This is a genomic window from Trinickia acidisoli, from assembly GCF_017315725.1.
In the GTDB taxonomy this organism is placed as follows: domain Bacteria; phylum Pseudomonadota; class Gammaproteobacteria; order Burkholderiales; family Burkholderiaceae; genus Trinickia; species Trinickia acidisoli.
The window spans coordinates 1,724,391-1,737,264 of record NZ_JAFLRG010000002.1 but is presented as its reverse complement, the minus strand read 5'-3'; the positions used below and the strand labels follow the sequence as shown (position 1 = coordinate 1,737,264).

Sequence of the window (12,874 nt, the reverse complement as noted above, 5' to 3'; positions counted from 1 at the left end):
TGCCGTTCGGCTATGCGCTCAAGCTTCGAGCAATTCGACTTCGAAGACGAGCGTCGCATTCGGCGGAATGACGCCGCCCGCGCCGCGCACGCCGTAGCCGAGTTGCGGCGGAATCGTCAAGCGCCGCACGCCGCCGACCTTCATGCCTTGCACGCCTTCATCCCAGCCCTTGATGACCATTGCGCCGCCGAGTACGAATGCGAACGGATCATTGCGGTCCTTGCTCGAATCGAACTTCTGGCCGTCGGCCAGCCAGCCCGTGTAGTGGACGCTGACCGTGCGGCCTGCGGCCGCCTCGGCACCCGTACCTTCAGTCAAATCCTCGTACTTCAATCCCGATTCGGTGGTCACGATTGTCATGATGGTTACGCTCCGATTTCAGATGAAACCGTCATTGTAGGCGCTGCACCGCCCGGGGTGCCTATAATGTCCGTCTACTCAACACGCTTATGGCGTCACGGGCCGTTGCGACGTGACGAGCGGCACTTGCCCTCTCGTTGCGGCGACGCTGCCGGGACAGCCGAGCGACTTTCCAAGAGGGCGATCGTGTCGACGTCTTTCAACGCCGTTGCCGCATCCGACGAACGTCTCGCGCACCTGCGGGCCGAAGTCGCGCTGTTCATGCGCGATCATGTCCTGTCCCTCGTCTCCCACGATTTGCGCAGTCCGCTCAACGCGATTCATAGCTGGGCGTACGTGCTCGAACGCAAGCTGGACACCGCCGATGCATCGGCCCAGCGCGCGCTGGCGGGCATTCGTTCGGGCGTGGAGCAGCAAGTGAAGCTGCTCGAAGATGCCGTTGACAAGACGCGCGCGGAAACGAAGTCGTTGCCGCTCGCGCGCGAATCCTTTCCGGTTCGCGCCGTCGTCGAACGTGCACTCGAGGATGCGTGGCGTGCGCTCGTGGAGGCGCGCGGCGCGACGGTGACTGTCATGTCGTCGCTCGATGGGGAGCGTTGCGACGGCGATCGCGAGCGTCTCGCGCAAGCGCTGTGGACCATGCTCGTCTTTGCCGCCGAAGCGAGCGCGCCCGGCGCGCAGATCGCGCTGAAGAGCGATTTGGACGCCGGCTTCTGGCGCATCGAAATCGCGTTCACGACACGTTTCGCCGCGTTGGCCGATACGGAACTGCAGCACGCGTTGGAGCCGTTTGCGCGCAGCCAAGCGGTACAGCCGCGCGAGGCGGGGCGCATTGCCTGGGTATTCGCGCTCGTGCAGCGCGTCGCATTGGCGCATGGCGGCACGTTCGAGCAAAGCGCGCTGGCCGACGGGGAGCCGTCGACGCTTCTGTTGCGCGTCCCGCTCGCTGCGCAGTAGCGCTGCGCCGATCAGCGCGGGACTCGGCTCGGTTCGGCGAAAGCGCGGCAAGCTAGTCGCGCGGCACGCCTTCCTCCACGAGCAGCGCGACCGGCAACGCGCTCAACGCGTCGCACAGATAGAGCCTGCCCGCGCCGTCGGCTTTGGGCGCCGCGGGACTCAAGCAGTCGAACAACGCGCGTCCCGCCAGCGCGGGCGGCAACGCGATCGACGTATCTTCCCAGACCGCCGGATCGACGAGCGGGACATCGCCCGACGCCGAGATCAGCGACGATGCGAGCCGCGTTGCGATGACGATGGCGTAAGCGTCGCCATGTTGCCTTGCGAAAGCGATCGCATGCCCGGCGTGAACGCCTGATATCGCCAGCGGGACGTACGAGCCTTCGAGAAAGAGCGCCGGCGAGACCGCACGCAACGTCAGCGCCCGATGCACGAGGCCGAGTTTGACGCGGCCGTCGCGCCAGTTCTGCAACTGTTCGCTCGGCGGGGTGTCGACGAGCCACGCGCGTCGTTGGTCGAAATCGACGGGCCGCCGGTTGTCCGGGTCGACGAGGCTGAAATCCCAAAGCTCCGTGCCTTGGTAAAGGTCGGGCACGCCTGGGCACGTCATGCGCAATAGGGCTTGCGACAAACCGTTGATCGCGCCGGCACGCCCGATGCGCGCCACGAACGAGGACAGTTCGCGCAGAAAGCCTTCGCGCCGTTGGGGCGCCAGGATATCGAAGAGAAACGCGCGCGAGGCCGCTTCGTACGCTTCGTCGCAGGCGTGCCAACTCGTTTGCAGCTTCGCTTCCCGCGATGCCTTCAATTGCCATTGCGCGACGCGCTCGGCGAATGCTCGAACACCCTCCGCGTCGGCGCAGTCGAGCTCGTATGGCCACGCGCCGACCAAGGTTTGATACAGCATGGCCTCGGCGGCTGGGTCGAACGCGCGCCGATGCGGCGCGTTCAGCGTTGACCAGGCGCGCAGTTTTGCCGTCCACTCGTCCGCGATTTCGCTCAACACGGCAAGGCGCGCCCGCACGTCTTCGCCGCGCTTGTGATCGTGCGTGGCCGTCGCGACGAGCGCATGCGGAAGGCGCCGCGCGCGTTCAAGGTTGGCGGCGTGAAAGGCGTGCGCATCGAGTGCGAATTCGTCGGGATCCGCGCCGACTTCGTTGCGCGAGAGCAAGCGCCCGTAGCGGTAGAAGACGGTGTCTTCGAGCGCCTTCGCCGCCAACGGCGCGGTCACCTGGGCAAACAGCGTGGCCGCCGCGCGCCGTTCGCGGGCGGGTACGATGCCGGCTGCCGAGCGCGGCTCGCTGGCGCGGTTGTTGCGCACGTCGCGACCATCGTGGCCGTCGCCGCCGAGCGACGCCGCGACGTATGCCAAGACCGCATGATCGCCGCGCGCCATCGTCCGGCGCGCGCCTTCGAGCGCTTGGCGGAAGTAGGCTTCGTCGGCGGCCGTACGCGTGCCGTTGTGCGGATACATCCGATAGACGGGAAAGTGGATGGCCAATTCGGCCAGGGCGCGACGGATCGCCGTGAACGTGAAATCGCGGCTGGCCGAGTGCTCCCGCGCGATTCGATGGATGCCGCGCGCTGCGCGATCGAGCTCGGCCGACAGGTTTTCAGTGAGGATCTTGCGTCGTGCATCGCAGACGAGATCGGCAAACGTCTCACTCGATCCCGACAGCTCGGCCCACGCCGCCGTCAGTGGCGCTCTTCCCTGAGGATCGTGCAGCAGCGCGCCGACGTCGTTCATGAAGTCGTAGCCCGTCGTGCCGTCGACGCCCCAATCGGCAGGCAACGCTTCGCCGCGCGCGAGGATCTTTTCGACGACGACATAGGCACGCGAGCCGTCGAGCTGCGGCGGGCGCTCGGATTCGCGCTCGGCCAGTTTTTCCCGCAACCGCTGGCAGTACTCGCGCGGGTCCACGAGCCCGTCGACGTGGTCGATCCGCACGCCGTCGATGACGCCTTGCGCGAACAGGCGCAATACGAGCGCATGCACCGTGTCGAACACTTCCGCGCGCTCGGTGCGCATGGCCGCGAGCGTGCCGATGTCGAAGAAGCGCCGCCAGTTGACTTCGTCGGCTGCGGTGCGCCACCACGCCAAGCGAAAGAACTGCCGCTCGAGCAGACGATGCAGTCGCTCGCGCGACGCGTGGTGGCTCGGGCAATAGGCGGCGAGCGCGGCATCGAACGCTTGCGCGCCGTTCGCCGACACGAATGCACGCAGCGCGTCGAGCGCGGCCTGGGCGCGCGGCCGCTGCTCGGGCTGCACCGTGAGGCCGTCGAAGCGCTCGGCGAGCGCGGTCAGTTCGGGATGCTCGGCATGCGCCGCGCTGCGCAGGATCAGCGGATAGTCGACGGGACAAATCGGGAAACGATGCTCGCCGTAACACGCGAAGAACCGGCCTTGCGCGGCGTCGAACGACAGCATGATGCGGCCGGCCGCGAGTTCGTCGCCGTAGGGCGCGCCCAAGCACGGTGCGAGGACCTTGCCGCGCAGCGCCGGATCGGGCGAATGCCAGTCGACGTCGAAGTAGCGGGCATGCGTGCCGTGCCGGCCCCATTCGAGAATGTCGAGCCACCACGCGTTGTGGCTGCTCGCGATCCCCATGTGATTGGGGACGATGTCGGCGATGAGCCCCATTTGCCGCGCATGCGCAGCGTCGGCCAGACGCAGCAGGCCCGCTTCGCCGCCGAGCTCGGGGTTCACGTGGGTGTAGTCGATCGTGTCGTAGCCGTGCAGCGAGCCGGGCATTGCCGTCGTAATCGGCGACAAATAGAGGTGGCTCACGCCAAGTGCGGCGAAGTAGTCGACGTGAGCGAGCGCGTCGTCGAACGTGAAGCCGCGATGGAGCTGCAGACGTAGCGTGGAGCGCGGGACGGTCATGGCTTGCTGGGCTTGTCGGAGGTCGGGCCGTTGCGAGGGCGTGCCGCAGACGCGCGCCTGCCCGAGAGGGCGAGCAAGCGATCGGTCAGCACGCCGCCGTCGAAGAGCGCTTCGATCGGCGCGGCGAGACGTCGGCGCCAATTCGGATGCTCGTCGATCGAGCCCGGCAAGTTCGGTTGGTCGGCGAGGCCCAGCAGGTCCTCGAGCGGATAGAGCGCGAGCGGCGCCGGCGTCGATGCGACGAAAGTCAGTGCTTCGTCGACGGGCGGCTGGTCTTTCGGCGGCGCGCCGACGCCGGGCGCCGCATCGCCCGCATGCTGGAATGCGCGCCACAGTGCGTGGCGATCGGCGGCCCGTTCGGCATTGGCCAGCGCAACGGGATCGCGGCCGTCCGCACGCGCGGTGGTTTGGCCGATCTTGTCGCGCCAGGCGATGTCGGCGCCGCACCACCATCCCGCGACGGTCGGCAGATCGTGCGTGGTCGTCGTGGCAAGGGCTGTGCGGCTCCATTGCGCGGGCGGCCTGAAGCGGCCTCCGTCTTCGCTGCGCTCGAACCAGAGCACGCTGATGCCGAGCAGGCCGTGGCGTGCCAGGCGTTCGCGGAACCCGTCGGGAACGGTGCCCAGATCTTCGCCGATCACGATTGCGCGATGGCGCATCGATTCGAGTGCGATGAGACGCAGCGTATCGGTCATCGGGTAGCGCAGATAGGCTCCGTCGGCTGCGCTGGCGCCTTCGGGCACGAGCCATAGCCGTTGCAGGCCCAATACGTGATCGATGCGCAATCCGCCGCCATAGGCGAACGTGGCGCGCAGCATGTCGATGAACGCGCGGAAGCCTTGCGTGCGCATGGCGCGAGGCGAGAACGTCGTCAGCCCCCAGGCTTGGCCCGCTTGATTGAACAAGTCGGGCGGGGCACCGACCGAGACGGACCTGAGCATATCGTCGGGATAAGACCAGGCATGGCTGCCGGCGCCATCGCAGCCGACGGCAAGGTCGGCGACGAGCCCGATCGCCATCCCGGCGTCGCGCGCGGCGCGCTGAGCCGATGTCATGCCTTTGGCGGCAAGCCATTGCAGGAACACATGGAAATCGACTTCGTGGCGATGCGTGCGCGCGAAGGCATCGACCTCGGGGCGACGCGGGTCGGTGAACTCGGCGGGCCAGTCGCGCCAATGACCGGTGCCGTGCTGTCCGCGCTCGATCGCATCGATCGCTTCGAAACGTGCGTGATCTTCGAGCGTGCGTCCCCCACGCGAACAAAACGCGGCGAATTCGCGGGCCAACGGTGTGTCGGCCGTCCGCTCGTGCTCGCAAAAGCGTGCGTACAGCGCGCGCAATATCGCGAGGCGCAGCGTGACGGCGTTCGACCAATCGATGAGCGGCAACGTTTCGAGCGTGGCCCATCGTTCGCGGAACGAGCCCTCGCCATGCGCGCCGGCGGCGTCGAGCACGGCCTCGAAGGCCTGGGTGCCGAGCGCCGTGGACGGGTCGATATGGGCGACGTTCAGGAACAGCCGAGACGACGGCGCATAGGGGCTGAACTTGCGCGGGTCGGCGCTGAACATCGCATGCGTCGGGCTGATCGCCAGCGCGTCGGCGCCCGCGCGTGCGCTGTGCCGCGCGAGCGACGCGAGCGCGGTGTAGTCGCCGATGCCGCCGTCACCGGTACGGCGCAGCCCGTAGAGTTGCGCGCCGATGCCCCAGATCGAGGCGGCGCGCGGTGCGTCGGCGTCGCTGCGCCGCGCGCGCTTGCCGTTGGTTGCGGCGCTCGCGTCGCGACAGGCATCTTCGACGGTATAGCAGCGCGGCGGCGCGACCGCCAACACGGTGCGCTGATTGCCGAGCTCGAGCGTGTGATAGCCCGGCTCCGCGATGGGTGCGAGCAATGTCGATTCGCCCCTCGGGGCCGCCAAGCGCCCTTCGATGACACCACCCCCTTCGAGCTCGATCCGATAGAGGGCGCTCGTTTGTGTCGGCATGACGGGCAGCGCGGTGGCGCGATGGCATTCGGCCGTCACGAGCGGCGGCAGCTTGTGCGAGGCACGTTCGGCGTCGAGCATGGCCAACGTTGCTTGCGCCTCGGCTTGTGTGCCGCAGGGCAGGCCCAGCGCGGCAAGCAATGTCGCGAGCGTCTTGGGCTTCACGCGGTGGGTTCGCTTGCCTGCATCTTCCCAATGCACTTCGAAGCCGGCGCGCGCGGCGATCCGCTCGATCGTCTCGCGGCCGAGCGACGGCGAGGTCGATCCGGGCCCGTTCATGGCGCGCTTCCTTTCCCTTCCGCAGCGGGGCGGCGCGCATCGTGTTGCAGGGCGAACGCGTTGACGTCGCCCGTCAGCCAGACGAGGCAGGCATAGCCTGGCAATCGATAAGCATCGACGCTGTCGCGCGCGCGCGGCGGTGTTTCGAAGATGACCATGCCGTCGGGCCGTTTTTCGAACGGCAGCGTATCGGCGCTCAGGTTCAAGGCGACCGTGAGCGTTTCGCCGTCGCCCAGCCGCCAGCGCACGAGGAGTGCATTGGCATCGTGGCCGACCGCCGTTCGCAGCAGCGTGACGTCGAGCGCGCGCGCGCCGCGCAGGCGCGGCGTGATGAGCTTTGCGCGCACGGCGAGCGCCGAGCGGTAGAAGTGCAACCATGCCGAGCGCTCGCCGTGCGTCGCGACGCCCGTTCCGTCGGGCTCCTCCTCGGTGGGCGACGACGACAGCGCGAACGTCTGCACGGCGTTCGGATCGGGGATGCGGGCGCGGCGCTCGGGGGCCGTGAAGGCGGAGAACTTCGCGAACTCGCGGCGCCGGCCTTCACGTACGGCCTCCGCGAGGCCGCCTGCATAGTCGGTGAAATAGAGGAACGGCTGCGTCGAGCCGAATTCCTCTTCCATGAACAGCAGAGGAATCTGCGGGGACAGCAGCAGCAACGCCGTGGCCGCGAGCAGCGCTTGCGGTGCGCAAAGCGTTCGCAGGCGCTCGCCGAACGCGCGATTGCCGATCTGATCGTGGTTCTGCAAAAACATGACGAACGCTGTCGGCGGCAACTGCGCACTCGGTTCGCCGCGCGGGGCGCCATCGTGGATCGGAGACGGCTCGCCTTGATAGGCGAAGCCTTCCGACAGCACACGCCCAAGCTTGGCGATGGGCTGGTCGGCATAGGCGCGGTAATAGCCTTCGTGCTCCCCCGTAAGCAGGACGTGCAGCGTGTTGTGCGCATCGTCGTTCCATTGGGCGTCGAAGTGCGTTTGCAGCAGGCTCGCCGTGTTGTGCTCGTTTTCGAGCACGAGATGGACATGCCGCCGCGGCTCGAGCGAGGCATGCACGCGGTCGGCGAGTTCGCGCAGCCAACCGTCGTCGCCGATCGCATGGACGGCGTCGAGGCGAAGGCCGTCGAAGCGGTATTCGTGCAGCCAGTAAAGCGCGTTCTGACAGAAGAATTCGCGTACCTCGCCGCGCCGAAAATCGATGGCGGGACCCCACGGTGTCTTCACGTCGTCGCGGAAGAACGCTTGCGCATACTGCGCCAGGTAGTTGCCGTCGGGGCCGAAGTGGTTGTAGACGACGTCGAGCAGCACGGCTAGCCCCAACTCGTGTGCGCGATCGATCAGCGCCTTCAGGTCCTCGGGACGGCCGTAGGCGGAATCAGGCGCGAACGGCAGCACGCCGTCGTAGCCCCAATTGCGAAGACCCGGGAAATCGTTGAGCGGCATCAGCTCGATCGCCGTTGCCCCCAACTGAGCGATATGCGGCAGGCGTCGAGCAACGTTCGCATAGCCGCCCATCGCACCGACGTGCAATTCGTAGACGACCATCTCTTCCCAAGGACGACCGAGCCATTCGGGGTGCCGCCATGGGTAGGCGAGCGGATCGACGACTTCGCTCGGCCCGTGCACGTCCTCGCGCTGAAAGCGCGAGGCGGGGTCCGGCACGGCGAGGTCGCCGTCGAGCCGATAGCGATAGCGGGTGCCCGCGCCGCATTCGGCTTGCGCTTCGAACCAGCCGTTGCCGGTCGGCGTCATGCCGACGATGCTCGCGTTGCCCTCGTATTCGAATTCCACGTGCACCGCGGCACGCGAGGGCGCCCAAAGCCGGAAACGCGTGCGCGGCGATTCGCCGGCGGGCGCATCGATCAATTCGGCGCCGAACGGTAATCGATGCGCGCGGCGATTCGGTGAGTTGGGTCGGTGTTCTGACATGTCAGCGGCTCCTTGCTCGAGAAGGCGAGACGATCATCGGTCCAGGCCTTCCGTCGGCGCGTGGGCCGACGCTGTGGTTTCGGTCCGCGGTGGCTTCGCGGCGAGCAGGACGAAGCCGTGCGCGCCGACTTGAAGTTGCTCGCCGTCGAGCCGATGCACGGGTGAACTCGGGTTCGTGCTATCGGCCAGCACGTTCCATTCCAGACGCGGTGCGGGCGGCACGAACATCAGGTCTGTGTTCGAGCCGTTGTGCATCATCAGCAGCACCTCGACTTTTCCCTCGAGGTCGGGCCCGGCTCGGCGCAATGTGAGTGCGCGCGCTTCGGGGGCTTGCCATGCCTCGCTCGTGAGCGGCTTGCCGCATTCGTCGAACCAACCGACGTCTTTCATGTCCGCCGACACGTCGGCGTCGCCGTTCAAGAAACGCATGTCGCGCAGCAGCGGATGCTGTCGGCGCAGTGCGATCAGGCGCGCGGTGAATGCGATCAACGCGCGCCCCTCGTCCGAATCGGCGTGGCGCCAATCGAGCCACGATAGTTCGGTGTCCTGACAATAGGCGTTGTTGTTGCCGCGCTGGCTGCGTCCGAACTCGTCGCCGGCCGTGAGCATCGGCGTGCCGAGCGACGTGAACACGCTCGCGAGCATCGAGCGCGCGACGCGCGCGCGCATTGATTCGATCGCCGCATCCTCGGTCGGGCCTTCGACGCCCCAGTTCGCGCTCCAGTTCTCGTTGTGACCGTCGGCGTTGTTCTCGCCGTTCGCTTCGTTGTGCTTGCGTTCGTACGAGACGACGTCCGCAAGCGTGAAACCGTCATGCGACGCGACGTAGTTGACCGAGGCCCACGGCCGCCTGAAGCGGTGGTTGAACAGTTCGGACGACCCGGCGATGCGCGCGGCGAGCTCGGCGCGCATCCTCGCATCGCCGCGCCAGAAGCGCCGCACGCAGTCGCGGAATTTGTCGTTCCATTCCGCGAATCCCGGGGGGTGACGGCCGACTTGATAGCCGCCGGGGCCAACGTCCCAAGGCTCGGAGATGAGCTTGCGCTGCGATAGGATCGGGTCTTGCCGAATCACGTCGAAAAAGCCCGAGCCGGGATCGAAGCCCGTGCCTTCGCGCCCTAGCGTCACGCCGAGATCGAAACGGAAACCGTCGACGTGAAACGCGCTTACCCAGTAACGCAGCGAATCCATCACCATCTGCAGCACGCGCGGATGCGACAGATTCATCGTGTTGCCGCAGCCCGTGTCGTTGATGTAGTGGCGTTCGTCGCCGGGAATGAGCCGGTAGTAGCTTGCGTTGTCGAGCCCGCGCCACGAGATCGTCGGGCCGAGTTCGTTGCCTTCGCAGGTGTGGTTGTAGACGACGTCGAGAATCACCTCGATGCCGGCCGCATGCAACTGGCGCACGGCGATACGCAACTCGTTCAAGCGCCGCGTCGATAAATACGACGCTTGCGGCGCGAAGAACGCCGCGGTGTTGTAGCCCCAGTAGTTCGTCAGATTGCGCTCGAGCAGGAAGCGTTCGTCGAGGAACGCGTGAATCGGCATCAGCTCGAGTGCCGTGATGCCGAGATCGCGCAAATGATCGATGAAGCGCGGCGAAGCGAGCGCCGCAAACGTGCCGCGCTCGTGCTGACGCACGTCGGGGTTGAGCATCGATAGGCCGCGCAAATGCGCTTCGTAGATGACGGTCTCCGACCACGGCACGTCGGGACGTATGTCGCGCGACCAATCGAACGCTTCGTCGATGACGACGCATTTGGGCACGACCGGCGCCGAGTCGCGTTTGTCGAGCGACAAGTCGAGCCGATTCGAGTGCGCGCGATAGCCGAACAGCGCATCGGACCAGCGAAACGGTCCCGTGAGCTTCTTCGCATATGGATCGATCAGCAGCTTCGCCGCGTTGAAGCGATGGCCGTATTGCGGCTGATAGGAGCCGTGAGCACGAAAGCCATAGACGGTGCCCGGATGCGCACCGGGCAGATAGCCGTGCCAGACTTCGTCCGTACACTCGGCGAGCGGCAAGCGCGCAAGCTCCTTGTGATCGGTCGGATCGAACAGGCAAAGATCGATCTGCTCTGCATTCGCCGAGAACACCGCGAAATTCACGCCGAGACCGTCCCACGTCGCACCGAGCGGATACGGTGCGCCGGGGTCGAGTCGGTCGGGGAGTGAATTCGCCATGCCGCGTCCTTGTTGTAATCCTTGTCATCATCCTTGTCGTGCTGCGCGCGGTTACGCCGCGCGCAACACGATCGTGGCGAGCGGCGGCAGCGTGAGGACGGCCGATTGCGGCTTGCCGTGGCTCGCCACTTCTTCGGTGACGACACCCCCGCCGTTGCCCAGGTTCGAGCCGCCGTACACGGCTGCGTCCGTGTTCAGCACTTCGCTCCACCAGCCGGGGCGTTGCATGCCGATGCGATAGCCGTGACGCGGCACGGGCGTGAAATTGCAGACGACCGTGATTTCGCGCCCCGCGCCGTCGCAGCGGCGATAAGCGAAGACGCTGTTCGCGTTGTCGTCGCCGACGAGCCATTCGAAGCCGCCCGGCTCGGCGTCGAGCGCATGCAGCGCCGGATCGGCGGCATAGAGCCGGTTCAGGTCGCGCACGAGCGTTTGCACGCCGTGATGCAGCGGCTCGTCGAGCAGATGCCAATGCGGCGAGGCGTCGTGATCGAATTCGGCGTACTGCGCGAATTCGCCGCCCATGAACAGCAGCTTTTTGCCGGGGTGCGTCCACATGAAGCCGAAGTACGCACGCAGGTTCGCGAACTGCTGCCAGCGATCGCCGGGCATCTTGCCGAGCAGCGAGCCCTTGCCGTGGACGACTTCGTCGTGCGAGAGCGGTAGGACGAAACGCTCGGAGTACGCATAGACCATCCCGAACGTCATGTTGTGATGGTGATAGCGGCGATAAATCGGGTTCTCGTGCATGTAATGGAGCGTGTCGTGCATCCAGCCCATGTTCCACTTGAAGTGGAAGCCGAGGCCGCCGTCCTCGGGCTGCGCCGTCACGCCGGGCCATGCCGTCGATTCTTCGGCGATCGTCACCGCACCCGGCACGCCGGGGGCGTATCCGACTTCATGATTGACGCGCTTCAAGAACGAGATCGCCTCGAGATTTTCGCGGCCCCCATGGATGTTCGGCACCCACTGGCCTTCGGCGCGCGAGTAATCGCGATAGAGCATCGAAGCGACGGCATCGACGCGCAGCCCGTCGACGTGATAGCGCAACAACCACGCGAGGGCCGATGCGACCAGGAACGCGCTGACCTCGTTGCGGCCGAGGTTGTAGATCATCGTGTTCCAGTCTTGGTGGTACCCCTCGCGCGGATCCGCGTGCTCATAGAGCGGGGTGCCGTCGAATTGGATGAGGCCGTGCGCATCGTTCGGAAAGTGCGCGCTGACCCAATCGAGGATCACGCCGAGCCCCGCCTCATGCGCGCGATTGACGAAATGCGCGAACCCCTGCGGCGGACCGAAGCGCGCCGACGGCGCGAACGGCGACAGCGGCTGGTAGCCCCACGAGCCGCCGAACGGATGTTCCGCGATCGGCAAGAACTCGACGTGCGTGAAGCCCATCCCGAGTGCGTACGGAATCAGGCGGTCCGCGAGTTCGTACCAATCGAGACCGCGGCGGCCGTCCTCCTCGACGCGCAGCCACGATTCGGCATGCACCTCGTAAATGGCGATCGGCGCCCGTGCGCTTTGCCGGGCCGCTCGATTTGCGATCCAGGCGCCGTCCGTCCACGGGAATTGTTCGAGCCCGCTCCAATCGGCAACGACCGAGCCCGTCGCCGGCGTGCGTTCCGTTTGCAATGCGCACGGATCGGCCTTGAGCGGCAGCGTGCGACCGTCGCGCGAGACGATCTCGTACTTGTAGCGCGCACCGGCCGCGAGCCGGGGCACGAACAGTTCCCAGACGCCGGCCACGTGCCGCAACCGCATCGGATGACGGCGGCCATCCCACGTGTTGAAGTCGCCGATGACCGATACCCGCCGCGCGTTCGGCGCCCAGACGGCGAAGCGTACGCCCGGTATGCCTTCGACCGTGCAGGGCCGCGCGCCGAGGCAATCGAGCACCGCATACGGATCGGCGCGCGCGAGGCGCGCGAGCGCGTCTTCGGATAGCACGGGACCGAACGAATAAGTATCCTCGATCTCTTGCTCGACGCCATGCCAGTCGATGCGGAGTCGATAGGGTTCGTCGCGCTCCACGAGCCCGGCGAAGAGCCCGCGCGAATCGATCTGGGCCAGCTTGCCGATGCACTCGCCGTTTGCGCTTGCGATGACGGAGACGCTCGCCGCGCCCGGCAATAGCGTTCGCACGGTGTCGCCCGCGGCGGTGCGGTGCGGTCCGAGCTGCGAGAACGGATCGGGGTGGCGGCCGTCGACGAGCGCTTCGATGTCGACGGAATGCATGCCTACGTTCGGATCGCGATCGGAGATCGCGCGGATGCGTGAAGGTTGGTCGTTCATGGGAGCCA

At 66.6% G+C, this 12,874-nt stretch carries 7 protein-coding genes; 1 reads left to right on the top strand and 6 read right to left on the bottom strand.

The features are described from left to right. Positions 1 to 18 precede the first annotated feature (18 nt). Positions 19 to 360 (bottom strand): FKBP-type peptidyl-prolyl cis-trans isomerase, encoded by a 342-nt coding sequence (locus J3485_RS26040; RefSeq protein ID WP_206957188.1) that lies wholly within the window; start codon positions 358 to 360, stop codon positions 19 to 21. A 186-nt stretch (positions 361 to 546) separates the two neighbouring features. Here J3485_RS26040 and J3485_RS26035 point away from each other — a divergent pair, with 186 nt between their 5' ends. Then, entirely contained in the window at positions 547 to 1,317 is a 771-nt protein-coding gene (locus J3485_RS26035; protein ID WP_309477089.1) for a sensor histidine kinase, read from the top strand. 52 nt (positions 1,318 to 1,369) lie between these two features. Here the strand turns inward: J3485_RS26035 and treY are convergent, their stop codons facing one another. Genes treY through glgB form a run of 5 tightly spaced genes read right to left on the bottom strand, consistent with a single transcriptional unit; the run spans position 1,370 to position 12,836 of the window. Then, a complete protein-coding gene (gene treY / locus J3485_RS26030) occupies positions 1,370 to 4,201 on the bottom strand; it encodes a malto-oligosyltrehalose synthase (protein WP_206957186.1) in 2,832 nt (943 codons plus the stop codon). Beyond that, positions 4,198 to 6,462, bottom strand: coding sequence for a 4-alpha-glucanotransferase (gene malQ / locus J3485_RS26025; protein ID WP_206957185.1), 2,265 nt, complete (start codon positions 6,460 to 6,462; stop codon positions 4,198 to 4,200). Before malQ ends, treY begins: the two co-directional genes overlap by 4 nt. After that, entirely contained in the window at positions 6,459 to 8,387 is a 1,929-nt protein-coding gene (gene treZ, locus J3485_RS26020; RefSeq protein ID WP_206957184.1) for a malto-oligosyltrehalose trehalohydrolase, read from the bottom strand. The genes malQ and treZ overlap by 4 nt, the downstream gene beginning before the upstream one ends. 33 nt (positions 8,388 to 8,420) lie before the next feature. Then, a complete protein-coding gene (glgX, locus tag J3485_RS26015; protein ID WP_206957183.1) occupies positions 8,421 to 10,571 on the bottom strand; it encodes a glycogen debranching protein GlgX in 2,151 nt (716 codons plus the stop codon). A 51-nt stretch (positions 10,572 to 10,622) separates the two neighbouring features. Further along, positions 10,623 to 12,836 carry a 1,4-alpha-glucan branching protein GlgB gene (gene glgB, locus J3485_RS26010; protein ID WP_206958400.1) on the bottom strand — a complete coding sequence of 738 codons (2,214 nt, stop codon included), beginning with the start codon at positions 12,834 to 12,836 and terminating at the stop codon, positions 10,623 to 10,625. Positions 12,837 to 12,874 lie beyond the last annotated feature (38 nt).

What these genes read in the sequence shown, in the direction of transcription:
- treZ (WP_206957184.1), bottom strand. Translation starts at nt 8,387, where the DNA reads ATGTCAGAACACCGACCCAACTCACCGAATCGCCGCGCGCATCGATTA.
- malQ (WP_206957185.1), bottom strand. Translation starts at nt 6,462, where the DNA reads ATGAACGGGCCCGGATCGACCTCGCCGTCGCTCGGCCGCGAGACGATC.
- J3485_RS26040 (WP_206957188.1), bottom strand. Translation starts at nt 360, where the DNA reads ATGACAATCGTGACCACCGAATCGGGATTGAAGTACGAGGATTTGACT.
- glgX (WP_206957183.1), bottom strand. Translation starts at nt 10,571, where the DNA reads ATGGCGAATTCACTCCCCGACCGACTCGACCCCGGCGCACCGTATCCG.
- treY (WP_206957186.1), bottom strand. Translation starts at nt 4,201, where the DNA reads ATGACCGTCCCGCGCTCCACGCTACGTCTGCAGCTCCATCGCGGCTTC.